This window comes from Marinobacterium sp. xm-d-564, from assembly GCF_013283345.1.
Classification (GTDB): domain Bacteria; phylum Pseudomonadota; class Gammaproteobacteria; order Pseudomonadales; family Balneatricaceae; genus Marinobacterium_E.
In genome coordinates this window covers 82,341-108,808 of sequence record NZ_WBYO01000002.1, presented here as the reverse complement: position 1 = coordinate 108,808, position 26,468 = coordinate 82,341, and the positions used below count along the sequence as shown (strand labels likewise).

Annotated in this window: 20 protein-coding genes; 13 read left to right on the top strand and 7 right to left on the bottom strand. The window is 48.6% G+C overall.

What is annotated here, in order from left to right; all coding sequences use genetic code 11:
* The first annotated feature begins 76 nt into the window (after positions 1-76).
* Positions 77-949, top strand: a complete 873-nt coding sequence (locus XMD564_RS02815) for a helix-turn-helix domain-containing protein (protein ID WP_173505909.1) — start codon at positions 77-79, stop codon at positions 947-949.
* Positions 950-1,047: 98 nt separating this feature from the next.
* Here the strand turns inward: XMD564_RS02815 and glk are convergent, their stop codons facing one another.
* Both glk and XMD564_RS02805 read right to left on the bottom strand, forming a co-directional pair.
* Positions 1,048-2,001, bottom strand: coding sequence for a glucokinase (gene glk / locus XMD564_RS02810; RefSeq protein ID WP_173494357.1), 954 nt, complete (start codon positions 1,999-2,001; stop codon positions 1,048-1,050).
* A gap of 2 nt (positions 2,002-2,003) precedes the next feature.
* A complete protein-coding gene (locus XMD564_RS02805; protein WP_173481555.1) occupies positions 2,004-2,855 on the bottom strand; it encodes a MurR/RpiR family transcriptional regulator in 852 nt (283 codons plus the stop codon).
* A gap of 294 nt (positions 2,856-3,149) precedes the next feature.
* Here XMD564_RS02805 and gap point away from each other — a divergent pair, with 294 nt between their 5' ends.
* The 11 genes from gap to pgi all read left to right on the top strand — a co-directional run bounded on the left by gap (position 3,150) and on the right by pgi (position 18,722).
* Positions 3,150-4,154 carry a type I glyceraldehyde-3-phosphate dehydrogenase gene (gene gap / locus XMD564_RS02800; protein WP_173481556.1) on the top strand — a complete coding sequence of 335 codons (1,005 nt, stop codon included), beginning with the start codon at positions 3,150-3,152 and terminating at the stop codon, positions 4,152-4,154.
* A 127-nt stretch (positions 4,155-4,281) separates the two neighbouring features.
* Positions 4,282-5,730 carry a pyruvate kinase gene (gene pyk, locus XMD564_RS02795; protein WP_173495406.1) on the top strand — a complete coding sequence of 483 codons (1,449 nt, stop codon included), beginning with the start codon at positions 4,282-4,284 and terminating at the stop codon, positions 5,728-5,730.
* 420 nt (positions 5,731-6,150) lie between these two features.
* The gene (locus tag XMD564_RS02790; protein WP_173507754.1) at positions 6,151-7,254 is read left to right on the top strand and encodes a sn-glycerol-3-phosphate ABC transporter ATP-binding protein UgpC; all 1,104 of its coding nucleotides are present in this window, start codon (positions 6,151-6,153) and stop codon (positions 7,252-7,254) included.
* 99 nt (positions 7,255-7,353) lie between these two features.
* Positions 7,354-8,712, top strand: coding sequence for an ABC transporter substrate-binding protein (locus XMD564_RS02785; protein WP_173481559.1), 1,359 nt, complete (start codon positions 7,354-7,356; stop codon positions 8,710-8,712).
* Positions 8,713-8,848: 136 nt separating this feature from the next.
* Positions 8,849-9,847, top strand: coding sequence for a carbohydrate ABC transporter permease (locus XMD564_RS02780; RefSeq protein WP_173483173.1), 999 nt, complete (start codon positions 8,849-8,851; stop codon positions 9,845-9,847).
* On the top strand, positions 9,847-10,998 hold the full coding sequence (locus XMD564_RS02775; RefSeq protein ID WP_173483174.1) for a carbohydrate ABC transporter permease: 1,152 nt from the start codon (positions 9,847-9,849) through the stop codon (positions 10,996-10,998). Before XMD564_RS02780 ends, XMD564_RS02775 begins: the two co-directional genes overlap by 1 nt.
* Before the next feature lie 192 nt (positions 10,999-11,190).
* On the top strand, positions 11,191-12,528 hold the full coding sequence (locus XMD564_RS02770; RefSeq protein ID WP_173507753.1) for a glycoside hydrolase family 32 protein: 1,338 nt from the start codon (positions 11,191-11,193) through the stop codon (positions 12,526-12,528).
* 172 nt (positions 12,529-12,700) lie between these two features.
* Positions 12,701-14,317: an alpha-glucosidase gene (locus XMD564_RS02765; RefSeq protein WP_173507752.1), complete on the top strand. Its 1,617-nt coding sequence runs from the start codon at positions 12,701-12,703 to the stop codon at positions 14,315-14,317.
* Between the two features lie 176 nt (positions 14,318-14,493).
* Positions 14,494-15,534: a LacI family DNA-binding transcriptional regulator gene (locus XMD564_RS02760; RefSeq protein ID WP_254445570.1), complete on the top strand. Its 1,041-nt coding sequence runs from the start codon at positions 14,494-14,496 to the stop codon at positions 15,532-15,534.
* 351 nt (positions 15,535-15,885) lie between these two features.
* Positions 15,886-16,842, top strand: coding sequence for a porin (locus tag XMD564_RS02755; RefSeq protein WP_173507750.1), 957 nt, complete (start codon positions 15,886-15,888; stop codon positions 16,840-16,842).
* A gap of 293 nt (positions 16,843-17,135) precedes the next feature.
* Complete coding sequence (gene pgi / locus XMD564_RS02750; protein WP_173507749.1) at positions 17,136-18,722, top strand: glucose-6-phosphate isomerase; 1,587 nt, start codon at positions 17,136-17,138, stop codon at positions 18,720-18,722.
* A gap of 136 nt (positions 18,723-18,858) precedes the next feature.
* Here pgi and XMD564_RS02745 read toward each other — a convergent pair whose 3' ends face one another.
* Positions 18,859-20,574 carry a long-chain fatty acid--CoA ligase gene (locus XMD564_RS02745; RefSeq protein WP_173507748.1) on the bottom strand — a complete coding sequence of 572 codons (1,716 nt, stop codon included), beginning with the start codon at positions 20,572-20,574 and terminating at the stop codon, positions 18,859-18,861.
* Between the two features lie 370 nt (positions 20,575-20,944).
* On the opposite strand from XMD564_RS02745, the gene XMD564_RS02740 reads away from it, so the two are divergent.
* On the top strand, positions 20,945-21,745 hold the full coding sequence (locus XMD564_RS02740) for an alpha/beta hydrolase (RefSeq protein ID WP_173507747.1): 801 nt from the start codon (positions 20,945-20,947) through the stop codon (positions 21,743-21,745).
* Between the two features lie 293 nt (positions 21,746-22,038).
* On the opposite strand, the gene XMD564_RS02735 is transcribed toward XMD564_RS02740, so the two are convergent.
* The 4 genes from XMD564_RS02735 to lpdA all read right to left on the bottom strand — a co-directional run bounded on the left by XMD564_RS02735 (position 22,039) and on the right by lpdA (position 26,441).
* On the bottom strand, positions 22,039-22,482 hold the full coding sequence (locus tag XMD564_RS02735; RefSeq protein WP_173481569.1) for a transposase: 444 nt from the start codon (positions 22,480-22,482) through the stop codon (positions 22,039-22,041).
* A gap of 360 nt (positions 22,483-22,842) precedes the next feature.
* Positions 22,843-23,724, bottom strand: coding sequence for a succinate--CoA ligase subunit alpha (gene sucD / locus XMD564_RS02730; protein WP_173481570.1), 882 nt, complete (start codon positions 23,722-23,724; stop codon positions 22,843-22,845).
* Positions 23,725-23,726: 2 nt separating this feature from the next.
* On the bottom strand, positions 23,727-24,893 hold the full coding sequence (sucC, locus tag XMD564_RS02725; RefSeq protein WP_173481571.1) for an ADP-forming succinate--CoA ligase subunit beta: 1,167 nt from the start codon (positions 24,891-24,893) through the stop codon (positions 23,727-23,729).
* A gap of 108 nt (positions 24,894-25,001) precedes the next feature.
* On the bottom strand, positions 25,002-26,441 hold the full coding sequence (gene lpdA, locus XMD564_RS02720; RefSeq protein ID WP_173507746.1) for a dihydrolipoyl dehydrogenase: 1,440 nt from the start codon (positions 26,439-26,441) through the stop codon (positions 25,002-25,004).
* Positions 26,442-26,468: the final 27 nt, after the last annotated feature.

Here is a 26,468-nt window from a genome sequence, read left to right as displayed (position 1 = left end):
CGCCAATTAATTGCACTTTTCGGTCAAATAATAGAAATTAAAGGTAAATAACATCAATGGATTTACTTTTTTCGTCATGCAAAGATCTACAAAGTCATCTACAACACCCAACTATGCACTCTACGGTGACAGCCAGAGTGACGCTCAAGCGGGGTTTGTTCATATAGAAACAGTTCAAGAGAGTAGCAGACCCTATCGCGGTGTTATCAAACCGCATAAGCATAGCGATCTATTTCAGGTCTTAATCATTGAACAAGGTGAAGCTGAGATTCAACTGGAGGAGGATCAAGTCTCAATTAACGAACCGGTCATTGTTACGTTACCACCAGAGAACAGACACGGTTTTCACTTTCACAGCGGTATAAGAGGAGTCATTTTAAGCATCGCTCTGCCGATTATTCAGCAAGACATCGATATTGTGACCAGCAGCGCCTCTATTCTTCTTTTGGGGGATAAAGAGGAAGCGGCAAAACAGATACTGACCATCGCAGAACTTTTAATAGAAGAGCAGCAACAACCTACCGATCAACAGAGCGTTTCACTGCAACTGATCCACACACTGTTCGCAATGATCAAAAGAGTGGATACCGCGTTAACATTGAGTGAGAAGCTACCCGATGCGTTGAAACAGTTTTCTCAACTGATCGAAAGAAATTTAGAGAACCGATTGGATATTGATGATTACGCATCTCAGTGCGGAGTTTCAACGAGTACCCTCAATCGTCTGTGCAAAAAGCACTTTGGAAAAAGTGCTCTACAAACGATCAATCAGCGTTTAGCCATTGAGATCAAACGACGGTTAGCCTTCACTCAGAGGTCAATCGCCCTGATATCGGATGAGTTAGGGTTCAGTGATCCGGGTTACTTTACAAGGTTTGTAAAACGGGAACTTGGCGAAACACCGATGGCGTTTCGAAAAAGACATCAGTTTGACGTAGAGAGCGGGTGACAGGCTGAATGCCAGTCACCAGTGTACAAATTACGCTACGGAGCCGCCGTGACTGGCCTTCAGCCTGTCATCGGCACTACCAGCAGACTTCCAGAGCCCTATACCAACGCCGCTGCAGCCCCAATCAAACCCGGCTCTTCAGCCGTCATAACATAGGTCGGAATGGTCGACATGTACTGATCAAAACGCCCTTTAGCTTCAAAGCGCTGTCTAAACCCACTCTCGATAAAGAAGTCGAGCATCTTAGGAACAATTCCTCCAGTGACGAATACACCACCCTGGGCTCCATATGAGAGAGCTAAGTTACCGGCAACACTGCCATAGATTTTACAGAACTGCTCCAGCGTCTCTAATGCAAACTGATCTCGCTCTTCAAACGCTAAGCGACTGATCTCGGCAGGTGAGATTCGCTCAACCGGAGAGCCACGTAATTCCGCTAACGCTTGGTAGATGTTTTGAATCCCCATACCCGACACAAGACGTTCTGCTGAGACACGTTCATAACGTTTTAACAACCAACGCAGAATCGCAACCTCTTGCTCTGTGGTCGGTGCAAAATCGACATGCCCGCCCTCGGTCACCAGAGGAATAGACGCTCCTCCTGAGCGAACTAACCCTGACACACCTAAACCCGTGCCTGCGCCCAACACAGCAATAGGGAAATCCTCTAAAGGCTCTCCACGACCCACCTGAATCAGTTGATCACCCGTCAGATTAGCCGCGGCATAAGCCATCGCAGCGTAATCATTGATGACAGAGAGCTGTTCAATACCAAAATGGTTCTGCAGATCTCGCTTTGAAAATACCCAACCGTTGTTGGTCATCGAAATCCTATCGTTGTGAGTAGGACAAGCGATGGCAATACAGCAACGATCGGGAACATCACTTCCAAGATCACTAAGGTACTGTTTAATCGCCAGATCAATCGATGCAAAGTCATCGACTGCTAAATTACGAATATTAGTCGGATTAATAGAACCCGTTTCAACCATGGCAAAACGCGCGTTGGTGCCACCGATATCGGCAATTAGAGAGAAGTTGTCCACACTCATACCTATTTTGCTGGGTAACGTGTCTCTTTTAATGAGTCTTTGATGTTCTTGAGGTGCTTAAGGAAGTCCGGTCCGCGACGTAACGTGACACCCGTCGCCAGTATATCGATTACGGTCAGGTGCATAATACGAGAGGTCATTGGCATGTAGACATCGGTATCTTCTGGTGCATCAACCTCAACAACAATAGAACAGTGCTGTGCCAGTGGTGAATTCGGTGCGGTAATGCCAACCACGGTGGCACCACTCGCACGGGCTAGCTCAGCAATATCAACTAACTCACGAGTACGACCGGTGTAACTGATAATGACAATAACATCGCCTGTAGAAGAAGCAGCCGCAGTCATACGCTGCATCAGTACGTCGTCGTAAGCGACGACTGGGATGTTAAAGCGGAAGAACTTGTGCTGAGCATCTTGCGCAACAGGCCAAGAGGCACCCAAGCCAAAAAACATGATCTGCTTAGCCTGAATCAACTGATCCACCGCTAGATTGATCATCTGTGGATCAACGGTCTTCTTAGCAGTGACCAACGCAGCGATGGTCGCGTCGATGATCTTGTTGGTGTAGCTCTCTGAGTCGTCATCAGGTTCGACACTGCGACTAACATAGGGAACACCGTGTGCTAACGCCTGAGCTAGATGCAGTTTAAAATCTGGGAAACCGGCTGTATTGAAACGTTTACAAAAACGATTAACCGTCGGCTCACTCACCTGAGCAGCGCGAGCTAATACGGCAATAGAGGATCTTGTCGCCGCCTGCGGGTCTGCAAGAATGACTTCAGCGACTTTACGCTCGGATCGGTTCAGCGACTCAAGCTCTGCACTGATCTGCTGCATGATGTTAGATGGCATTAGCTACCTCAACAAATTTCATCGAAATCTAATTAAGTTACTTTAACACACCAAAGGTTAGTAAAAAACTTACGAATTAAAAGAAATTACGTAAGTTAATAACTTTTATGAGAGTAGCCTTAAATAGCGTAAACCCTATGAAAATTGGCTATATACGCTATAAATAGGGTCATTATTGCAAAAAAGAATAGGGATTTTATAACCCATACGATTGAACTTTAGACGAAAGTCGGCAAAACTGTACGTAAATTTACAACATAAACTGATAATAAAATTAGTTACGAGGGTTTTGAAATGACAATTCGCGTTGGCATTAACGGTTTTGGCCGTATCGGCCGCATGGCGTTCCGTGCAATCTACCAAGAGTTCAATGGTGATATTGAGGTGGTTGGTATTAACGACCTGCTTGGGTCTGAATACCTGGCTTACATGCTGAAATACGACTCAGTGCACGGTCAATTTAAAGGCGATATCCAAACCGACAACGGCAACCTAATTGTGAACGGCAAAACCATCCGCCTAACCGCTGAGCGCGATCCTGCTGATCTTGCTTGGGGTGATATCGATGTCGATCTCGTCCTTGAGTGTACTGGCTTCTTCCTAACCGAAGAGGGTTGTCAAAAACATATTGAAGCAGGCGCTAAGAAAGTCGTCATGTCGGCTCCATCAAAAGACGGCACTCCGATGTTCGTTTATGGCGTAAACCATGAAACCTACGCAGGCCAAGCGATCGTCTCTGCAGCCTCTTGTACAACCAACTGTCTTGCACCCGTGGCTAAAGTCCTAAACGACAAATGGGGTGTGAAACGCGGTCTAATGACAACGGTTCACGCCGCTACAGCGACTCAAAAAACCGTTGACGGCCCATCGGCAAAAGATTGGCGCGGCGGTCGTGGTATTCTAGAGAACATCATCCCCTCCTCTACTGGTGCCGCTAAAGCGGTGGGAGTAGTACTTCCTGAACTCAACGGCAAACTTACCGGTATGGCTTTCCGTGTACCAACTACAGACGTATCGGTCGTTGACCTAACCGTTGAGCTAAATAGTGAAGCGAGCTACGAAGATATCTGCTGTGCAATGCGTGAAGCTTCAGAGACAGGCGCTCTGGGTGAAACGCTAGGCTTTACTGATGATGCCGTTGTTGCAACGGATTTCCGTGGTTGTAACAAGTCATCGATCTTCGACTGCAAGGCTGGCATCCAATTGGATGACACCTTTGTGAAAGTGGTCGCTTGGTATGACAACGAGTATGGCTACACCTGTAACATGCTTCGTTTTGCTAAAGTCGTTGCTCAATAAAACTGAACAACCATTTCACACAAACGCCATCTAATCGTGGTATAACTTTCTACAACTCTCTACAACTGAGGGCTAACACTAGTTAGCCCTGCTTACCCACCGAAAGCAAACCGCTTAAGGATTTAAGATGCAACGCAGAACCAAAATTGTCGCTACCCTTGGCCCAGCAACCGATTCACCAGAGGTACTTGAACGCCTCGTTCAAGCGGGTGTGAACGTTGTCCGACTAAACTTCTCGCACGGCGAGGCGGATGATCACAAGAAGCGCGCAGCCATGGTTCGTGAAGCTGCCGCAAAAGCGGGTCGATTCGTTGCGATCTTAGGGGACTTACAAGGCCCTAAAATTCGTATTGCGCGATTCACAGACACTAAGATCCATCTCAAAGTGGGTGATCGTTTTGCTCTGGACTCGAGCATGGACAAAACAGCCGGCACACAAGAGGCTGTGGGTATCGACTACGAGCAACTGGTAGAAGATTGTAAACCAGGTGATGTGCTACTGCTTGATGACGGTCGTGTACAGATGCGCGTTGTTGAGAAGAAGCCAAACCGCTTGGAGTGTGAAGTGACCGTTGGCGGCCCACTTTCAAACAATAAGGGCATCAACCTACAGGGCGGTGGCCTTTCAGCTGCTGCTCTGACTGAAAAAGATAAAGCAGACATCATTACCGCAGCAGAGATCGATGTTGACTACCTAGCGGTCTCTTTCCCTCGCTCAGGTGCTGACATCACAGAAGCGCGCGAACTGATGAATGCGGCCGGTGGTGACGCAGGTATTGTTGCCAAGATCGAACGAGCAGAGACGGTTAGCTGTGTCGAAAATATCGATGAAATTATTCTAGCGTCAGATAGTGTCATGGTTGCTCGTGGCGACCTAGGCGTAGAGATCGGCGATGCAGAACTGATCGGCATTCAGAAACTGATTATCGATCGTGCACGCACACTGGATCGCACCGTAATCACAGCAACGCAAATGATGGAGTCAATGATCTCCAGCCCAATGCCAACTCGTGCAGAGGTTTTTGACGTAGCCAACGCTGTTCTAGATGGAACCGATGCCGTCATGCTTTCAGCTGAAACCGCTGCTGGTGAATTCCCAATTGAGACCGTCGAGGCGATGTCTCGCGTCATTATAGGCGCCGAGAAGAACCGTCAATCTCAAGTCTCTAAACACCGTATGAACGAGCGGTTCCACAAAATCGATGAATCGATTGCCTTGGCGGCTATGTATACTGCTAACCACTTAGAGGGTGTCACTGCGATTATCTCGATGACTGAATCAGGCGCTACGCCGCTTCTAATGTCGCGTATCCGCTCTGGACTACCCATCTTCGCCTTCTCGAAGAATCCAAAGACACAGACCCGCGTGGCGCTCTACCGTGGCGTTAAAACCGTTCCATTTGATTCAGAAGCGGTTCCCAACGAAGAGATCAACCAACGTGCTGTTGAAGAGCTACAGCGTCGTAAGGTAGTCAAAGAGGGTGATATCGTTCTGATTACCAAAGGCGACTACGTCAACGCTCAGGGTGGTACCAACACCATGAAGATCGTTCGTGTCGGACCGAATATTAAGTAACCACATCACGTTAGGTGTCTGGCTTCAGCCTGACACCCTTATTTATTGAATGGGTCAGACCAACAGTCTGGCCCATTTTTGTTGGAGCCTTATCGAAGATGAGGCGATAGCCTTCTCGCTTCACCCAGGGCTAGCTCCTACACCGCTAAGTAGTTATGTAGGAGCTAGCCTAAGGCTAAGCGAACTGAAAAAAATAAGCCGATTCGCGGCCTTTTCAAGACCGCTCCAACGCTTTTCTACGCCACACTCTTAACGCACTGCAAAAAATTTAAGAAGCCGTTAAGAGGCATTTTTGACTTGTTTCTTAATCGTTCCCTGACTAAATTACGTAGTTACTGAATCGATTAAGTAGAACGACTGTTTTGCATAATCTTATAACTGCAGGAAGCAGTATTAATAATAAGCAACTGGAGGTTTTTGGTGGCATCGGTCAATCTGAGCAACCTAAACAAAATTTACGGCGAAAAAAGTAAAACGCCGGTCCACATTCTTCATGATGTTAATCTCGACATCGCCGATGGTGAGTTTGTGGTATTCGTTGGGCCTTCAGGCTGTGGTAAATCAACCCTACTTCGTTGTATTGCAGGACTTGAAGAGATCTCTTCAGGCGACCTGAATATTGCTGGTGAGCGCGTCAACGATCACACGCCTAAAGAGCGTGGCATCGGCATGGTCTTTCAGTCATATGCGCTCTACCCGCACATGTCCGTCTACCACAACATGGCGTTTGGTCTTGAACTCTCTGGCATGCCTAAGGATGAGATCCGCAGCCGCGTGACTGAAGTGGCTAAGACTCTGCAACTGGATCATCTACTGGATCGTAAGCCTAAAGCTCTATCAGGTGGCCAGCGCCAACGTGTTGCTATAGGTCGCGCCATAGTTCGTGAGCCTAAAGTCTTCCTTTTCGACGAGCCTCTTTCTAATTTAGATGCGGCACTACGTGTTCAGATGCGTATCGAAATTGCTCGTCTTCACGGTACGCTAAAGAACACTATGATCTACGTGACTCACGATCAGATCGAAGCGATGACGCTTGCAGACAAAATCGTCGTTCTAAGCGCAGGCCGCATTGAGCAGGTGGGTGCGCCACTGGAACTGTACCACCGCCCTGCTAACCGTTTTGTCGCTGGTTTCATTGGCTCACCGAAGATGAACTTCCTAGAAGTGAGTGTCGATGCAGTCGAGAAAAATCAGATCACGATCTCTCTTGATGGTCACTCTCTGACGCTAGAGCGCCAAACTGATGCTTTTGCCTGCGATAAAGCCGCACTTGGCATTCGCCCAGAACACCTAACAGTAGATGGTAGCGGCGATCTCTTTATTGAGAGCACCGTCAGCCATGTCGAGCATCTTGGTGACCAGTGCATGATCTATATGGATTTGGAAGGTTTGGAATCACCCGTTGTTGTTGTCGCTGATGGCGATGTCACTGCAAAGAGCGGCCAAACATTAACGCTCGGCATTCCGGTTGAACGTTGTCACCTGTTTGATCAGAACGATCAGCGTGTGCTTCCGGTTGAATAAGAATTTGAGTTTCGTGCATTCGGCATGATTTTCACGGGTTGAGCACCCGGCATAGTGCAAGCCGCTCACACAATAAAATCAAAACAGAGGTTTACCCTGATGACTCTACGTAAGACTCTTTCGGTAGCAATCGCACTTGCTACTCTTTCAGGCACAGCGGCAGCTGAAGGTCTAAAATTCGACAAAGCAGACAACCGTTTCTCTTGGGACTCACTGTCTAAATTCGAAAGCATGGATCTAAGTGGCAAAACCATTCGATTTGACGGCCCATGGATCGACGGTGACGAAGCTAACCTTCGCACAGTGATTGCCTACTTCGAAGAAGCGACTGGCGCTACTGTTGAATACAACGGTTCTAACGACTTCGAACAGCTTGTTCTAGTTGATATGAAAGCGGGCAACCCACCCAACCTAGCAGCATGGCCACAACCTGGTACTGTGTCTGAACTAGCATCACAGGGTAACCTAGTGGCTCTATCTGACAGTGTTGAGCAAGCAGTAGCGACTAACTACGCAGCGGGCCAAAGCTGGGTTGATCTAGGTACCTACAAAGGCGCTGACGGCAAAGAGGCGATGTTTGGTCTTCCATACAACGTTAACTTGAAGTCCCTCGTTTGGTACGTGCCAGAGAACTTTGAAGAGATGGGTTACGAAATCCCACAATCGATGGAAGAGCTAATTGCCCTATCTGATCAGATCGTAAAAGATGGCGGCACACCTTGGTGTATCGGCATGGAGTCTGGCGGTGCAACCGGTTGGGTTGGTACTGACTGGATGGAAGATCTAATGCTTCGCACTCAGCCACCTTCTGTCTACGACCAGTGGGTTTCAAACGAGATGCCATTCAACGATCCTAAAGTCATTGAAGTCATGAACACCTTCGGTCAGTTCGTGCTGAACGACGACTACGTTGATGGTTCATCTTCAGCTGTTGCTTCGATCTTCTTCGGTGACTCACCAAAAGGTTTGTTCGATACGCCACCTAAGTGTTACATGCACCGTCAGGCGTCGTTCATTCCTGCGTTCTTCCCTGATCAGTACAAAGAGACGATCGGAACAGATTCTGACTTCTTCTACTTCCCATCGTACGAAAGCAAAGATCTAGGTAACCCTGTTCTTGGCGGTGGTACGTTGATCACTATGATGAAGGACTCACCAGAATCACAAGTCTTCATGGACTACCTAACTTCACCAATCGCGCACGAGTTGTGGATGGCTGGCCAAGGCTTCCTAACACCACACAAAGGCGCGAAGCTAGAAGCTTACTCAAGCGACACGCTACGTAAGCAGGGTGAGATCTTCTTGAATGCAACAACCTTCCGCTTCGATGCGTCTGACCTAATGCCAGGTGCTATTGGTGCCGGTGCATTCTGGACAGGTATGGTTGACTTCACTTCAGGCAAATCGGCTGAAGAAGTGACTACCGACATCCAAAAAGCTTGGGATGCTATCAAGTAATAGCGCCCACCTTCGCTTCATCTGCGATAAAGCTCCTACACTCTTGTAGGAGCGATCTCGCAGAGGTCGCGATTCAAAAGAGGGATCAGACTCAAGGTCTGATCCCACTCTCTGATCGACTCATATTGAGACCACTATGACTGAACAGATCTACTCTGCCCTAATCGCGATCCTTATTGGTGTATCGGCGGTTATTATCTACTTCTGGGGCAGCAACTGGATTCTAGATGCGCTGATTTCAAAATCATCACGCGCTAATAAAGAGGTACTTCGCGAGAAGATCCGCCCATGGCTATTTGCAGGGCCGGCACTCTTCTTCTTGACGCTCTACCTTGTCTACCCTGTTTTCGAAACCCTGTGGTTGTCGTTCCAAAACTCCGACTCCACAGAGTTTGTTGGCTGGTCCAACTACGCTTGGCTGTTTAATGATGGACAGTTCCACATTACGCTGCGTAATAACCTACTTTGGCTGATCATTGTGCCAACGCTCTCTACTGTTTTTGGTCTCGCAGTAGCTGTGTTAGCCGATCGTGCCAAATTCGGCACCATCGCCAAATCGATCATTTTCATGCCGATGGCGATCTCATTCGTCGGTGCCTCGGTTATCTGGAAGTTCGTTTATCACTATAACGGTGAAGGCGATACTCAAATCGGCATTCTCAACGCCATTGTGGTGGCGTTTGGTGGGGAACCGCAGTTCTGGTTATCGATGGAGATCTGGAACTCTGTACTGCTGATGGTCATCCTAATTTGGATTCAGACCGGTTTTGCGATGGTGATTTTAGGTGCTGCACTTCGCAGTGTTCCTGAAGAGACACTAGAAGCAGCGATCATCGATGGCGCTAACCGTCGTCAGCTATTCTTCCGAATCACACTACCCCAGATCATGCCAACCGTCATCGTGGTTTGGACCACCATCGCCATTCTGGTTTTGAAAGTATTCGACATCGTCTTAGCGATGACCAATGGCCAGTGGGAAACCCAAGTATTGGCCAACCTAATGTATGACTGGATGTTCCGCGGTGCCGGTGACTTTGGCCGAGGCAGTGCCATTGCCATCATTATCATGTTGTCAGTGACACCAATCATGGCTTGGAACATCTACCGTTTCCGTAAAGATGAGGCAGGACGCTAATGAGTACACAATCTTCTTTCTTGCCAAGGTTCTTTAACGGCACCGCACTAACCGCCCTGGTTATTCTTTGGCTAGTCCCAACACTGGGTCTGTTTGTCAGCTCTATCCGTGACAAAGATCAGTTGGCGGCATCGGGCTGGTGGACCTCGTTTAATGAGTCAAAACAGGTCACCTTTGCCCGGACCGATCTACCTGAGACACAACAGCAGATTGATGGTCAGTTTGTCTTAAGCGGTCAACTGACGGCTGACGATGGCACTGCATTCACAAACATCTTAGCGTTCGGCAGCAGCTCACGGGATCCAGAAGAGGTTCCAGCCGGTGAGACGGCGACGCTAAAAAATGGTGCGCAGCTAACGGTGAACAGTGACGGTAGCTACACCTATGTCCAGGACAAAGAGATTACCGGCAGCCGTGGCAAGCGTATCTTCTTCGCCTACGGTCAACCGCCACGCTTTACGCTAGAGAACTACGACAATGTCTTGGATAAAGGCAAAATCGGTCAGGCGTTTCTTAATACACTGGCCGTAACCATCCCAGCGACCGTTATTCCGGTTCTGATCGCAGCCTTTGCGGCCTACGCCTTCAGCTGGATGCAGTTTGCGGGGCGTGAATGGCTGTTCGCCGTGGTTATCGGTCTATTGGTCGTGCCGCTACAAACCTCACTGGTACCATTACTGCGTCTCTACTCAGATCTAGGTCAGATGTTCGGCTTTGAGAGTAAGGGCTACCCCGGTGTCTGGATGGCACATACCGGCTTTGGTTTGCCTTTGGCGATCTACCTAATGCGTAACTACATGAAGAGCCTGCCTGGTGATTTGATCGAGAGTGCCCGTGTCGATGGTGCGAGTCACTTCCAGGTCTTCACTAGAATCATTCTGCCTCTGTCTTTACCAGCACTGGCCAGCTTCACGATCTTCCAGTTCCTTTGGGTTTGGAATGACCTGTTGGTGGCTCTGGTATTCCTAGGACAGGGCGAAGATCAGATTGTACTGACTGCCCAACTGCGTGCCCTACTCGGCACCCGCGGTTCCAACTGGGAAGTGCTAACCTCAGGCGCCTTCATCAGTATTATCTTGCCGCTGCTCGTCTTCTTTGCACTGCAACGATTCTTTGTACGCGGCTTAGTAGCAGGATCAGTGAAAGGCTAAGCCAGCCTTTGGCGGTGACTGGCTTTCAGCCTGTCATCCACTGTATGGAAATCACTGAGAAAGCAGATGACAGGCTAAAGCCAGTCTCTGTTGATATGAACTGAATTAGGTGACTGGCTTTAGCCTGTCACTGGTGAATTAAAAAAACAAAGGTGACTGGCTTCAGCCTGTCACCAAAACAGCGAATAAAACATGACCAACAAACCAGACCAAACACTACCCGAGCACTTTAAAGCTCAGCGCGGTTGGATCAACGATCCAAACGGCTTGGTCTATTTTGACGGTCGTTACCACCTCTTCTACCAGCACTACCCAGAAGGACTGACCTGGGGCCCTATGCACTGGGGACATGCCGTCAGCTCCGATCTGAATCAGTGGCAGCATAAACCCATTGCCTTAGAGCCTGACGAACAGGGTATGTGCTTCTCTGGAAGCGCCATTGTCGATTGGAAGGATGACTCGGGCCTATTTGATGGCCAAGTGGGCCTGATCGCTTTCTATACCGCTCATCGTGACAAAGAGGGGTTTGATCGCGACTACGAGCAAGATCAATGCATCGCCTACTCTAGCGACAGTGGTGAGACCTGGACCAAATATTCAAACAACCCTGTTTTGAGCAACCCCGGTTTTTCTGACTTCCGTGACCCTAAAGTCTTTTGGCACGAAGAGAGTCAGCACTGGATTATGTGTCTGGCAACACGTCAAACCATCTCTTTCTACCGTTCCAAAAATCTGCTCGATTGGAGCTTCTGCTCAGAGTTTGGAGAAGGCCAAGGGGCACACGAATGGCACCCTTGGGAGTGCCCTGATCTATTCGAACTGACCACCGAGAATGGTCTAACCGCTTGGGTATTGGTAGTGGGAATTGGTATGACACCCGACATCCACTACGGTTCGTACACCCAATACTTTATCGGTGACTTTGACGGAATACAGTTTACTAACCGAAACCCGGCCGGCACGGTTTTGCTGTTAGATGAGGGGCGCGACTACTATGCGACACAGAGCTGGTCAGACGCCCCCAATCAACAACGACAGGCCATCTCTTGGTTTAGCAACTGGCGCTACGCCAATGAACTCCCCTGCTCGGTCACCAATGGCCAGATGACTCTACCCCGTCAGTTAAGACTGATAGAGACCGCTGATGGATTAAGAATTGCACAACAGTTTGCGAGTCGTTCAGAAGCCGAGGCCATTCAGCCAACCGACTCTATTAGGTTGAACAAGGGCAAACACCAGAGCACTCAATTCAATTTGGACGTCGGTGAATCTGCCTATTTTGCATCAGACGATGATGCACATCGAATTGAGATTAAGCGAATAGAAGAGCGTTACCAGATAAGTATTGGTCGCTCTGTTGATACCGATGATGACGAGTTAAACCAACATTTTTCGCATCAATACAGCCGGGAATTGAATGTAAACGGGCCGCTACACGTTGAGTGGATATTCAGTGAGGCAGGGCTAGAGATGCTGCTAGCAGATGGATTGATGAGTATTACGCAACGGTCGTTTCCAGTGCGCTCTTAAAAGAGTGTTGGAGCGTCCTTAAAAAGGTCGCGAAGCTTTAAATAGATTAGGGATCGCCTCATCTTCGATAAGGCTCCAACAACTAGTGGGTGACAGGCTGAAGGCCAGTCACCTGAAAAGAAACACCGGTGACTGGCTTCAGCCTGTCATCCGCATAAATAGAGACAACACTATGAGCAACAACCCCTGGTGGAAAGGCGGTATCATCTACCAAATCTATCCTCGCAGTTATATGGACTCCAACGGCGACGGGATTGGTGATCTTCCCGGTATCACATCCAAGCTGGATTACATCGCTTCACTAGGCGTTGATGCCATCTGGCTCTCCCCTTTCTTTAAGTCACCGATGAAAGACTTTGGCTACGACGTCTCTGACTACTGCGATGTCGACCCTATGTTTGGCACGCTCGATGACTTCAAAGCGCTGGTTGCTCGCGCACACGAACTGGGGTTAAAAGTTATGATCGATCAGGTGCTATCACACACCTCGGATCAACACCCCTGGTTTACCGAAAGCCGATCTAATAGAACCAATCCGAAAGCCGACTGGTATGTCTGGGCCGATCCAAAACCGGATGGCACACCGCCCAATAACTGGCTATCGATCTTTGGCGGTTCTTCATGGCAGTGGGATACCCAGCGCCAGCAGTACTACCTGCACAACTTCCTAACGAGCCAGCCGGATCTTAATTTCCACAACCCAGAGGTGTTCCAAGCAAACTTGGATAACATGCGCTTCTGGTTAGATTTGGGGGTCGATGGCTTCCGCCTGGACACAGTAAACCTCTACTACCACAGCGCTGGACTAGAGGATAACCCACCTCATCCAGAGGGCACACCGTACATCAACAGTGTTGACGCTTCGAACCCTTATGTTCGCCAAACTCACCAGTACGATCTCAGCCAACCGGAAAACCTCAACTTCCTTAAGGCGATGCGTGATCTGCTGAATGAATATGATGATCGCAGCATGGTCGGTGAGATCGGCGTGGACCATACCGATCCACTGCAGCGCATGGCGGAGTACACAGCCGGTGGTGACAAACTGCACATGGCTTACACCTTTGACCTGTTGTCACCCGAGCACAGTGCGGACTACTTCCGTCAAGTGATGACCACCTTTAAAACGAACGCGGGTGATGCTTGGCCCTGCTGGGCGGCATCAAACCATGACGTCAAGCGCAGCGCGACACGCTGGGGTGAGCAAGAGGATCCAAAGCAATTCCCGCTCGTTTCCATGGCCATGCTGATGAGCCTGCGCGGTAGCGTCTGTCTCTATCAAGGCGAAGAGCTTGGGCTACCAGAAGCGGATGTCCCCTTTGAAGCTCTACAAGATCCCTATGGCATAGAATTCTGGCCCGAATACAAAGGCCGTGATGGCTGTCGTACCCCAATGGTCTGGGATAACAGCGAGCAAGCGGGGTTCTCCCACGCTAAGCCATGGCTGCCAGTCGATCCAAGACATCTACCACTGTCCGTTGAGATGCAAGAACAGCAAAACGATTCAACGCTTCATAAAATGCGTCAGTTCATTCAATGGCGACAGCAACAGCCAGCACTGATTAAAGGCGATATGGAGTTGGTTGAAGAGACAGGCGAAGCGTTTGTATTCACGCGTCAATCTGATGAGCAGTCACTGTTGGTTGCGATCAATATGACCGGTACAGAGTTAACAGTACCTTACAGCGGAACGCTCAAATCAATGTTAACTGGGCACGGTTTTAGCGGACGATACGAGAATGGTGCGATGGTACTGCCGCCCTATCAGGCGTTGTTTGCAGAGGTTTGAGTAAAACGAGACAGCAGATGACAGGCTGAAAGCCAGTCACTGTAAATGCACCGGTGACTGGCTTCAGCCTGTCATCCGCTTGCAAATTACGGGGAGTACTAGTCAAACCGATCGCCTCATCTTCGATAAGGCTCCAACGGGTAGAGGCGATAAGGCTCCAACGGGTAGAGATGATTATGAAAAAAATGACAATAAAAGAGGTGGCGAAAGCGATTGGTGTCTCTACGGCCACCATCTCAAATGCCTTTAACCGCCCTGATCAGCTCTCTGAAGCGCTTCGCACCAAAATCTTGGCGCAGTGCCAAGAGTTGGGTTACGTCGGTCCTAGCGCGGCTGGGCGCTATCTACGCACCGGTCGCTCTGGTGTAGTTGGGATTGTGCTAACCGATCGTCTCGCCTACTCCATGAACGACTACGTCGCTAGCCACTTTCTATCTGGCTTGGCGGATGAGTTCGACAAGGCGCATCTCAATATGCTGCTGCTCTCGGCAAGGGACTTGGATCACGCCAACCGTCAGCGCCTGCATGAATCGATGGTTGATGGTTTTATTGTCTACGGCTTTATCCCACCTGGCCCAACGCTAGAACACCTAAAACGTCAGCAGAAGCGCCTGATTGTTGTGGATCATAAGATAGAGGGTTATGGGTCGGTTAACATTGATAACCGCGAAGCGAGCTACCAGATCGCTAAACATGCACTCAAACAGACACCGAAGAACCCTGCGATTCTTGCGCTGCGCATCACATCCGATGATGGTATTAGCCAAGCCAATGAAGAGACCCTAAAAACCGTTGGATTACGCCTCTCTTTGGATCGTCTTAATGGTTACTTTGATGCCTTTGATGAAGCAGGAATCGAGAGACCCATGGATCAGATCTGGAACCTTCACGTCAACGACTACGACGAAGCGTTCAAACTGGCCTACCAAGTATTAAGCCAACCCAACCGCCCAGACCTACTGCTATGCCAATCCGACGTCATGGCTATTGCCGCCATGCGTGCCGCACTGCAGATGGGGATACAGTTTCCAGAAGAACTCAGGATCACCGGCTTTGATGGCATCCCCGAAGCCCAAGCCATGCCCAAAGCGATCACCACCATACAACAACACTCATTCGAAAAAGGCCGAATGGCTGCAAGATTGTTTATTGAGAATAGAATGAGTGAGGATGTGATTATGCCGACAGAATTGTTGATCGGCGAGTCTTGTCCCTAGCTCAGCGCAAACCATCGCGGCCTTTGCAAGACCGCTCCAACATTTTAAAAAGCCTACATATTCCAAAAAAGAATAATTTATATAACCAAAAGATCTCAAGGTTAACCGAAACTTAACAGCATATATAAGCAATTGATTTATAATAGTTTTTATAAAAATTTGCTTTTCTGAACAGAAAATTAACAAAAAAAAGTCTATTTTCAAGGAACTTTTTAAAAAAGCGGGTTGACCCCAGGTATTTCGGGGGATAAAGTGCATTCTGTCCAAAGCCGAACAGGTTTGGGTTTTAACTTAAACTTAGATTTGGCCGGATATTTGAGGCTTAAATTAAAAATTCTGGAGATTTCCAAAATGAAAAAACTACTTGCAGTTGCTGTTGCTACAGCGATCTCTGCGCCAGCAATGGCTGACATGACAATCTACGGTACCGTAGCAGTTGATTTCATCAAAGGTGACGTTGCAACTTCTGACGTATCTAAAGTTGAACGTGATGACGTTGTATTCGGCATGAAAGGCTCTTCACAAACTGACGCTGGCCTTAATGTATCAGCAGAAGTAAAAACTGAGGGTGATTTCACTTCTCCAACACTTGCTTACCTAAAAGTTGACAACGGCACTGTTGCACTTTGGGGTGGTAAATTCGGTAGCCCAGCAGACGCTGCTGACACTGTAGATTACTCAAACACTGGTAACGTGACTTACTTCTCTGGTGAAGTTGATAACGCTGTCGGCGTAACACTTTCTTCAAACGGTTTCTCTGCTGGCATTGGTGCTGTACGTAACGGTACTACCAACGAAGGTACAGTTGCTCAACTAGGTTACGCTGTTGATGGTCTTTCTATCAACTTCGGTATGGAAGAGACAAGCAACACAGTAACTACCACTAAAGCACTTAAAGTTAATGGTGTTGAATACGCATCTAAAGATGAAGCTGCAGTTGGTTACGACTACAAAGCTACTGGTGTGAAAGTTGCTTACGCTATGGATGCTTTGACTGTAGGTGTAGCTGTTGCAGATGGTGAATATGCTCTAGTTGCAGACGCTTCTGATAAAGTTGAAGTTGAAACTACTACTGTTTTCGGTAGTTACGTAATGGGTAACACTACCCTTTCTGCTTTCTACGCTCAGGACGAAGCTCAAAGTTCTGTTGCTGGTTCTGCCGCAGTTGAAATGGACACTACTGCGTTCAAAGTTGCTCAAAACTTGGGTGGCGGTCTAAGCGCTTACGCTGAATACTCTAACAACGATTCAGACACTGCAGCACTAGACGGTAGCAACGTTACAATCGGTGGTTCTTTCTCTTTCTAAGATTTTCTTAGACAGAAATCCACAGGACCCGCTGCTCACGCAGCGGGTTTTTTTTCGCCTGTACATAGCTACCGTGACAGGCTTTCAGCCTGTCACCAACAGTGCACTGAACTAACTACGTAGCCGCGGTGACTGGCCTTCAGCCTGTCATCCACTCTGTTACCATTTTCCAGAAACTTAGAACATCCTGCAATAAAGTATGTAGTAAAATTACGTAAATATATTCATTTAATCTCTTTATTCCCGTAGAATTGACGTAACTTAAACAAAAAACCTTATTTTAGGGGCCGAAAATGAATCTTCTTACCTCATCTGTGACTTGGAAAAAGCTAGAGCAGCTCGCGCAAGAGACTCAAGAGGACCGTATTAGCGACTACTTTAAGCAAGACGCTAAACGCTTCGATAAGATGAGTGTCCGCTTGGGCGAGCTATTTTTGGACTTCTCTAAAAATAAGATTAATGACGATGTCTTTAAAGCGTTGATCGATCTAGTAGAGCACTCCTCCTTGCGCCAGCGCCGTGCTCAGATGTTCTCGGGGGACATTATTAATGTCACAGAGAAACGCCCTGTCTTACACACCGCATTGCGTAACCGTGGTGATGAGCCAGTGATTGTCGATGGCGTAGACGTGATGCCAGAGATTCGTTCCAGCTTGGATAAACTTAAGGTCTTTAGCGAACAAGTTCGTAACGGTGACTGGAAGGGCTACAAAGGCAACCGCATTACCGATGTGGTTAATATAGGGATTGGTGGTTCAGATCTGGGACCTAACATGGTAGTACGCGCCCTACTGCAATTTCGCCATCCGGACATTAAGTTCCACTTCATCTCGAACGTCGACGGGCAGCACATAAAGAAGACGCTTAAAAACTTAGATGCCAAGTCCACACTGTTTGTTGTCTCGACCAAGACTTTCTCAACGCAAGAGACACTACTAAATGCGAAAACAGCTCGTCGCTGGTTCCGTGAACAGACGGGCGGCCATGAGGATATCAGCCAGCATTTTGTGGCGGTATCGACTAACCAAGCAGCCGCGATGGAGTTTGGTATTGCAAAAGAGAACATCTTTGAATTCTGGGCTTGGGTGGGTGGTCGTTACTCGCTCTGGTCAGCAATTGGTCTTCCGATTGCCCTATCGATTGGCTATGACAACTTTATTAATATGCTAGAAGGTGCCTACGAGATGGATCGCCACTTTGTGGAAGCGCCAATGGATCAGAACATGCCAGTGATCATGGCGCTGATCGGTATCTGGTACATCAACTTCTTGGGTGCCGAAACTCAAGCTGTGATTCCTTATGACCAGGCACTGCACCAACTGCCAGCCTTTTTGCAGCAGTTGGATATGGAGTCAAACGGTAAGTCGGTTGATATCAATGGCGATCCGGTAGATTACGCAACCGGACCTATCGTATGGGGGCAGACAGGCTCCAATGGCCAGCACGCCTTCTTCCAACTACTGCACCAAGGCACACGATTCGTACCGATCGACTTTATCGCCTCGCTAGAAGCTGATGAACAGACTGAAGAGCACCACTTCGCACTGCTAACCAATATGCTGGCACAAGCCAATGCCTTTATGAACGGTGATGATTCAGACGGTCTATTGGAGTATCAGAGCTGCCAGGGTAACCGCCCAAGCAACGTACTGTTAATGGATCGCATCAGCCCACGCAACCTAGGCGCGCTCATTGCGCTTTATGAGCATAAGGTATTTGTACAAGGCGCTATATGGAACATCAACTCGTTTGACCAGTGGGGTGTTCAGCTCGGTAAACGCCTAGCCAATGAGATCAGCCAACAGATTGGTGAATCGACGCAGGGGTATGACCAATCGACGCAAGGGTTGATGGCGTTGGTGCGAAAGCATATGGGTTAAAGTCCAACTGAAGTTGTTGGAGCCTTATCGAAGATGAGGCGATTAAAATCGCTTCGCCTTTGGCTAGCTCCAACAATTGTTGCTTTACAGAGAGTTTATCGCGGCCTTTTTAAGACCGCTCCAACCAGAGGGGTTACTACTTCCCATACAACCGATCAATCGCTACTTGGTTATCTTCAATCACCTTAGAGCGTTTGATCTTCTGTGTGGGTGTTACGTATCCATTCTCAATCGAGAAGAGTTCCCGTTGTACAATGAACTTACGGATACGTTCGGTACCGTTTAGCTCTTGGTTAACTCGTTTGACCGCTTTAGAGATGATTTTTTCTAGCTCGTCATCCGAGTCTGTCGCTTTTTGCAGGACTTCAGACGGAACGATAATCGCGGACAACCAAGGTTTGGCATCGCCAAGCACAACTGCTTGATCCACCTCCTCCTCCAGTGTCAGCTTCGCTTCTAGCTTGGCAGGCGCAACGTTATCACCACCTGAAGTGACGATAAGGTCTTTCGAACGCCCTACAATAGAAACAAATCCCTCTTCATCGATTTCGGCCAGGTCACCCGTATGCAACCAACCATCCTTGATGGTGACTGCCGTAGCTGACTCATTCTGCCAATAGCCTTTCATGACATTGTCACCACGGACGAGCAGTTCACCATCGTCCGCTAGTTTCAACTCACAATCGAGCGGCAAACCGACGGTCGACATACGGATGTTACCGGGGCGGTTCACAGTAATCAGTGGCGATGCCTCGGTTTGACCATAACCTTGGGAGATGCCGATACCTAGGGCAGCAAAGAAGTTACCGATTTCCGGATTAAGCGGTGCACCACCTGAAACAAAGTATTTAATCTTGCCGCCAAAACGATCACGCAGTTTTTTGCGAACAAGCTTCTCTAATAGCGGATCAAAAATGGCTTCGAGTAGCGAGAGTTTTTCATCATTAAGCTTTTTCGTGCCGATCGCCAAAGCCTTATAAAAGAGCCCTTTCCGGAAACCGCTGGCTCGATCCACACCCAATTTAATCCGTGCATAAAGCATGTCGTAGAGACGCGGAACGGCCGTCGCGATGGTTGGGGAGACCTCCGTTAGATACTGCGCGAGCTTATCGGTTGATTCGCAGTAAAAAATCTCAGCCCCCTGTGTAATCGGCATATGCAGGCCAGCTGTATGCTCGTACGCGTGAGCGAGTGGCAAGAAAGAGAGGAATCGATCCTCTTCATTAACAGGAATAGTATCCAATACTCGCGCAGCAGCTTCGACGTTATGAATAATATTCTTATGGGTCAGCATCGCCGCTTTAGGGTGTCCACCCGTGCCTGAGGTGAAGATCAGGGTACAGACATCGTCCGTTTCTATAGATGATAGATCTGGTCGATCGACTCCTTGTTGAACCTCAGGCCAAGGTAAAATCTCGGTATGCCAATCGGGTTTATCATGCTCACCCTGGTCGATCACAATCATATGAGTGACACATTCATGGCTGACGTTGGCCTCTAAGACTCTATCTGCCAATTCCTGAGACGAGACGATGGCAAATTTAGGGCTAGTCAAAGAGAGAATATGGCGAAGATCGTCAACAGTGTGTGCTGTATAAGCTGGAACCACATAAGCTCCCACAGACATGATCGCTAAATCACTGACGGCCCACTCAGGACGGTTTTCAGAGAGAATTAAAACGCGATCGTCTTTACCGACACCATACTGTGTTAGATAGTGACTGAGTGTTGAAATTTGATCGGCTGTCTCTTGCCAAGAGAGCGTCTTCCACTCGCCTTCAGTTTTGTAGCCAAGGAATGTGCGATCTTGGAAGCGATCAACCTGTTTGTAAAAGCGGGATACTAGGTTCATGTTTGTCTTTTTTCTTATAAATTTAATGGAAATACGCGTTTAGTGTTAACTTGGTGCTTTGGTTTTATTAAATTGATAACGTGATAGATATTTTAGAGCGGATGACAGGCTGAAGCCAGTCACCGCGACTTCGTAGCCTGTATAGTACACCTGTGACAGTAATTTGCTCCTGCAATGACTGCATACAGGCCATCCATGGCCTTAACTGGCTTCAGCCTGTCATCCGCTCTATCATAATCAAGTGTACGGAACCAACTACGGAGCTACCGTGACTGTCTTTAGACTGTCATCGGCTCTACTAGTCGACTTCCAGAGAGTGGCCTAGTCGCGGTGACTGGCTTCAGCCTGTCATCTATGGATAGACTAAATAATGAAATTATTTAAACGCACTGCAGTCCTGCTAACTCTCACCTACCTATCCGCTTGCGGGTACATGTACTTTGCGCAAGACTCTTTGATCTTTAAGCCGACCTACGAAACGGAATCAGTTGAGAAGGTATTCCCCGGTGCAAGCGAGCTCTTTATCAATACCCCACATGGCAACCGCCTTCATACTTGGTACAAACCAGCTAAGCCTGGACGAGAGACACTTGTCTATCTGCACGGTAATGCTCGCAACCTGAGCACGCGTGGGCGACTGATCAATATCTTGTCAGAGAATGAACGGGGACTATTAATCTTCAGCTGGAGCGGGTTTGGGCAAAGCAGAGGTACACCAAGCGAGGTTAGCTTTTATGACGACGCACGTGCGGTGTTTGATTGGTTAGCCAAAGAGCACAATCTAAATTCATCAGACCTGATCATCTACGGCGAGTCATTGGGAACTGGCGTGGCGGTTCAATTAGCCACTGAACGCGATTTTAAAGGGGTGATTCTGGCCGCGCCCTATACCTCTATTGCGCAGATGGCGGCTGATGACTACCCCTGGTTACCGGTTAACTTACTGCTTAAACACCGATTTGATTCGATTGATAAGATTCAACAGGTGGATGAGCCTTTAGTGATCTTGCACTCAACCGATGATGACACCATTCCCTACGAGCAAGGTGTAAGGCTTTTTGAGGCTGCAGGAGAGCCTAAGCTGTTTATGGGGTTTGAGGATCGTGAACATACGCGGTTTCGATCGGAGGATGTTGATCGGGCAATTCGCTGGGTATTGGAGCGGGAGTAGAGAGCGGATGACAGGCTGAAGCCAGTTAAGGCCATGGATGGCCTGTATGGAGTCATTGCAGGAGCAAATTACTGCCACCGGAGCGCTGAACCAACTACGCAGCCGCCGTGACTGTCTTTAGACTGTCATCGGCTTTATCAGTCGACTTCCAGTGAATGGAGCAAGGCTTCTTAGCAGCATTTTCCAGAGTCTCTGCCAACTGTGACAGCGGATGACAGGCTGAAGCCAGTCACCGGTGTGTAAAGCCTGCTACGGAGTCGCGGTGACTGTCCTTCAGCCTGTCATCAGCCCCATCAGCGTTTTCCAGAGTTCCCGCTAGACCACCGATACTCCGAAGGCATTCCACAAATCCCAGCCCGCACCGGATTTTGTTCGATATATGCTTTGATCTGCTCTAGGTGGCTCTGGTTTGTAACAGGAATATTCCTAAATCGCCCTTCCCATATCGTTCCAGTCAATCCATAACGCTTATTGAAGTAACGACCGTAACTTCCTGCGATACGTTTCATCATCTCTGAAATGCCATCATCAGAACTAGGCGTTAATAAAAAGTGAATGTGGTTGCTCATCAGTACCCAAGCATGCAGTTGAACTTCGTATACCTCTGACCAATACTCAAGTTTACTGAGGTACATTTCAAAGTCGGCACTGGCTTTAAAGATGTATTGTCGGTTGTGGCCGCGGTGAATAATGTGCTGGGGCACACCTGCTGGACATAATCTTGGCTTCCTTGCCATGGTTAAACTCCTTTTTCTTTGGAGTATAGATCATGGTTGGGAGTTTACATTGACAGCGGATGACAGGCTGAAGCCAGTCACCGGTGTGCTGATCCAACTACGGAGCTGCGGTGACTGTCTTTAGACTGTCATCAGCTCTACAAAGCGACTTCCAGAGATTGGAGCAAGACTGTTTGGCAGCTTCTTCCAGAGTCGCTGCCAACTGCGATAGCGGATGACAGGCTGAAGCCAGTCACCGGAATACTTAATTAACTACGGAGCTGCGGTGACTGGCCTTCAGCCTGTCATCCGCCCTATCCCCGTCTTCCAGAAAACACAAAAGCGACCCAAGGGTCGCTTTTCTTTAACGCGAGAAACGAATTACTTCATTGCCCAGCCAGTTACTTCAGATAGGGCTACGCCGATATCTGCTAGTGAACGTACAGTCTTAACGCCTGCGTCTTCTAGTGCTGCGAACTTCTCGTCTGCAGTACCTTTACCGCCAGAGATGATTGCACCAGCGTGGCCCATGCGTTTGCCTGGAGGCGCTGTTACACCCGCGATGTAAGAGACAACAGGTTTAGTTACGTTTGCTTTGATGTAAGCAGCCGCTTCTTCTTCTGCTGAACCACCGATCTCACCGATCATAACAATCGCTTCAGTCTGTGGATCGTTTTGGAACATCTCTAGGATATCGATGAAGTTAGAACCAGGGATTGGGTCACCACCGATACCAACACAAGTAGACTGACCGAAGCCAGCGTCAGTTGTCTGTTTAACCGCTTCGTACGTTAGCGTACCAGAGCGTGAAACGATACCAACTTTACCTGGTAGGTGGATGTGACCTGGCATGATACCGATCTTACATTCGCCCGGTGTGATAACACCTGGACAGTTAGGACCGATTAGACGTACGCCAAGCTCGTCACACTTCACTTTACACTGAAGCATGTCCATCACTGGGATGTGCTCTGTGATACAAACGATTAGCTTGATGCCCGCGTTAGCCGCTTCAAGGATCGAATCTTTACAGAACGCCGCTGGAACGTAGATAACTGATGCTTCTGCGCCAGTCTGCTCTACTGCTTCAGCAACCGTGTTGAATACAGGTAGACCTAGGTGAGTTGTGCCACCCTTACCTGGAGTCACACCGCCAACCATTTTAGTGCCGTATGCGATCGCTTGCTCAGAGTGGAAAGTACCCTGACCACCAGTAAAACCCTGACAGATTACTTTGGTGTCTTTGTTAATTAGTACTGACATGATTAGTTGCCTCCTGCTGCTTTAACTGCTTGCTGTGCAGCGTCAGTCAAGCTGGTAGCCGCGATGATATCCAAACCAGATTCAGATAGCAGTTTAGAGCCGAGGTCTGCGTTGTTACCTTCAAGGCGAACAACCACTGGAACTTCTACGCCCACTTCTTTAACAGCACCGATGATGCCTTCTGCGATTAGGTCACAACGTACGATACCACCGAAGATGTTAACCAATACCGCTTTAACTTTGCTGTCTTCAAGGATGATCTTGAACGCTTCAGTAACACGCTCTTTCGTCGCGCCGCCACCTACGTCAAGGAAGTTAGCTGGGAAACCGCCGTGTAGAGAGACGATGTCCATAGTACCCATTGCAAGGCCAGCACCGTTAACCATACAACCGATGTTGCCGGTTAGTGCTACGTAGTTAAGATCCCACTCAGCCGCGCGTGCTTCACGCTCGTCTTCCTGTGATGGATCTTCCATTGCTTGGATATCTTTGTGACGGTAAACCGAGTTGCCATCGATAACGACTTTCGCATCTAGACAGTGTAGGTTGCCTTCGTCTGTGATAACCAGCGGGTTGATCTCTAGAAGGGCTAGATCTTTCTCTTCAAACATCTTCGCAAGACCCATGAAGATCGCGACAAACTGTTTGATCTGTACGCCTTCAAGACCCAACTTGAATGCTAGCTCACGACCCTGGTATGGCTGCGCGCCAGTCAAAGGATCGATGGTTGCTTTAAGAATCTTCTCGGGTGTTTCGTGAGCGACTTTCTCGATCTCTACACCACCTTCAGTCGATGCCATGAACACAATGCGACGTGATGAACGGTCAACAACCGCACCTAGGTATAGTTCGTTTGCGATGTCTGTGCAGGTCTCAACAAGAATTTTAGAGACTGGCTGACCGTTCGCGTCAGTTTGGTAAGTTACCAGATTAGTACCTAGCTTATCTTTTGCGAAAGCTGCTGCCTCTTCTGGAGAGTCTACTAGTTTAACGCCGCCCGCTTTACCGCGGCCACCTGCGTGTACCTGTGCTTTAACAACCCACTTATCACCGCCAATTTGTTTGGCTGCTTCTGCGGCTGCTTCCGGTGTATCGACTGCAATGCCTTGTGACACTGGCAGACCGTACTGTGCAAACAGCTGCTTGCCCTGATACTCGTGAAGATTCATTCTATAGTCCGTTATTTAGGTCGGTTAAACGAACACGGGGTTACCCGTGCCATCGATCTGAACAAAAGCGCTTCAAGCTTTTGGCCTGAAGCGCTCACTGTTCTGCGATTAACGCTTTTTGCGATTCGCAATGTGGATAGCGTGATTATCCACAGCTAGAGCTGCTTCGTGGATCGCTTCACTCACGGTTGGGTGAGCAAATACGGTCAACTGCAGATCTTCCGCGCTTGATGCAAATTCCATTGCGATAACACCCTGAGCGATCAGCTCAGAGGCGATACCACCAACGATGTGTACACCAAGAATACGGTCGGTAGCTTCATCAGCGAGCATCTTAACGAAGCCCTCTGTCGCATTCGCTGCCATGGCACGGCCAGACGCTGCGAATGGGAATTTGCCACTCTTGTATTTGATACCTTCCGCCTTAAGCTGCTGTTCGGTCTTACCGACCCAAGCCAACTCAGGGAAAGTGTAGATGATGTTAGGGATGCAGTCGTAGTTCATTGCTGCTTTGTGACCCGCAATGATGTCTGCAACCATGATGCCCTCTTCTGATGCTTTGTGTGCAAGCATCGGGCCACGTACTGAGTCACCAATTGCGTAAACGCCTGGTGCACCGGTACGACAGTTTTCGTCAACGAAGATGAAGCCGCGCTCATCCAGAGAGACACCTGAATCTTCAGCTAGAAGACCGTTGGTTTGTGGTCGACGGCCGACAGCAACAATCAGCTTATCAACAACAAGCTCTTTATCGCCTTCTGAATCGGTGTATTTAACTTTTACCGCTTTACCATCAACGATCTCAGTGCCAGTACAACGCGCACCCAGTTTGATGTCTAGACCCTGTTTGGTTAGAAGCTTTTTAGCCTCTTTCGCTAGGTCTTGGTCCGCTAGGGCTAGGAAGTCATCCATCGCTTCAAGGACAGTAACTTTAGAGCCACAACGAGCCCAGATAGAACCCATCTCTAGACCGATAACACCGGCACCGATGATACCTAGGTGCTCAGGGGTTTCATCGATATCCAACGCACCTGCGTTGTCTAGGATTAGACCCTCTGTAAGAGGTGCTGGTGGGATCTCTACAGGGACAGAACCTGATGCAAGGATCACGTTGTCAGCTTGGTAAGTAGAGACAGAACCGTCAGTAGCGGTAACTTCAACCTGCTTACCCGCTAGCAGTTTACCTGTACCCGCAAGGGTTTTGACACCGTTCGCTTTGAACAGACCTGCGATACCGCCGGTTAGGTTCTTAACGATGCCATTTTTACGAGCAACCATTGCTTTAGGGTCGATCGATACGTTTTCAGCAACAATACCCTGAGCCGCGAAGCCGTGTTGAGCTTCGTGTAGTTTGTGGGTTGTTTCAAGCATCGCTTTCGATGGGATACAACCTACATTTAGACAGGTACCACCTAGGACAGTACCGCCCTTCTCATCAATCCACTTTTCAACACAAGCTGTTTTCAAACCAAGCTGTGCTGCACGAATCGCTGCTACGTAACCGCCAGGGCCAGCACCGATTACAATTACGTCAAACTTATCAGACATTACTTTTTCCTATCTCAGTAACTTTTT

What these genes read in the sequence shown, in the direction of transcription:
- XMD564_RS02815 (WP_173505909.1), top strand. Translation starts at nt 77, where the DNA reads ATGCAAAGATCTACAAAGTCATCTACAACACCCAACTATGCACTCTAC.
- glk (WP_173494357.1), bottom strand. Translation starts at nt 2,001, where the DNA reads ATGAGTGTGGACAACTTCTCTCTAATTGCCGATATCGGTGGCACCAAC.
- XMD564_RS02805 (WP_173481555.1), bottom strand. Translation starts at nt 2,855, where the DNA reads ATGCCATCTAACATCATGCAGCAGATCAGTGCAGAGCTTGAGTCGCTG.
- gap (WP_173481556.1), top strand. Translation starts at nt 3,150, where the DNA reads ATGACAATTCGCGTTGGCATTAACGGTTTTGGCCGTATCGGCCGCATG.
- pyk (WP_173495406.1), top strand. Translation starts at nt 4,282, where the DNA reads ATGCAACGCAGAACCAAAATTGTCGCTACCCTTGGCCCAGCAACCGAT.
- XMD564_RS02785 (WP_173481559.1), top strand. Translation starts at nt 7,354, where the DNA reads ATGACTCTACGTAAGACTCTTTCGGTAGCAATCGCACTTGCTACTCTT.
- XMD564_RS02780 (WP_173483173.1), top strand. Translation starts at nt 8,849, where the DNA reads ATGACTGAACAGATCTACTCTGCCCTAATCGCGATCCTTATTGGTGTA.
- XMD564_RS02775 (WP_173483174.1), top strand. Translation starts at nt 9,847, where the DNA reads ATGAGTACACAATCTTCTTTCTTGCCAAGGTTCTTTAACGGCACCGCA.
- XMD564_RS02770 (WP_173507753.1), top strand. Translation starts at nt 11,191, where the DNA reads ATGACCAACAAACCAGACCAAACACTACCCGAGCACTTTAAAGCTCAG.
- XMD564_RS02765 (WP_173507752.1), top strand. Translation starts at nt 12,701, where the DNA reads ATGAGCAACAACCCCTGGTGGAAAGGCGGTATCATCTACCAAATCTAT.
- XMD564_RS02760 (WP_254445570.1), top strand. Translation starts at nt 14,494, where the DNA reads ATGAAAAAAATGACAATAAAAGAGGTGGCGAAAGCGATTGGTGTCTCT.
- XMD564_RS02755 (WP_173507750.1), top strand. Translation starts at nt 15,886, where the DNA reads ATGAAAAAACTACTTGCAGTTGCTGTTGCTACAGCGATCTCTGCGCCA.
- pgi (WP_173507749.1), top strand. Translation starts at nt 17,136, where the DNA reads ATGAATCTTCTTACCTCATCTGTGACTTGGAAAAAGCTAGAGCAGCTC.
- XMD564_RS02745 (WP_173507748.1), bottom strand. Translation starts at nt 20,574, where the DNA reads ATGAACCTAGTATCCCGCTTTTACAAACAGGTTGATCGCTTCCAAGAT.
- XMD564_RS02740 (WP_173507747.1), top strand. Translation starts at nt 20,945, where the DNA reads ATGAAATTATTTAAACGCACTGCAGTCCTGCTAACTCTCACCTACCTA.
- XMD564_RS02735 (WP_173481569.1), bottom strand. Translation starts at nt 22,482, where the DNA reads ATGGCAAGGAAGCCAAGATTATGTCCAGCAGGTGTGCCCCAGCACATT.
- sucD (WP_173481570.1), bottom strand. Translation starts at nt 23,724, where the DNA reads ATGTCAGTACTAATTAACAAAGACACCAAAGTAATCTGTCAGGGTTTT.
- sucC (WP_173481571.1), bottom strand. Translation starts at nt 24,893, where the DNA reads ATGAATCTTCACGAGTATCAGGGCAAGCAGCTGTTTGCACAGTACGGT.
- lpdA (WP_173507746.1), bottom strand. Translation starts at nt 26,441, where the DNA reads ATGTCTGATAAGTTTGACGTAATTGTAATCGGTGCTGGCCCTGGCGGT.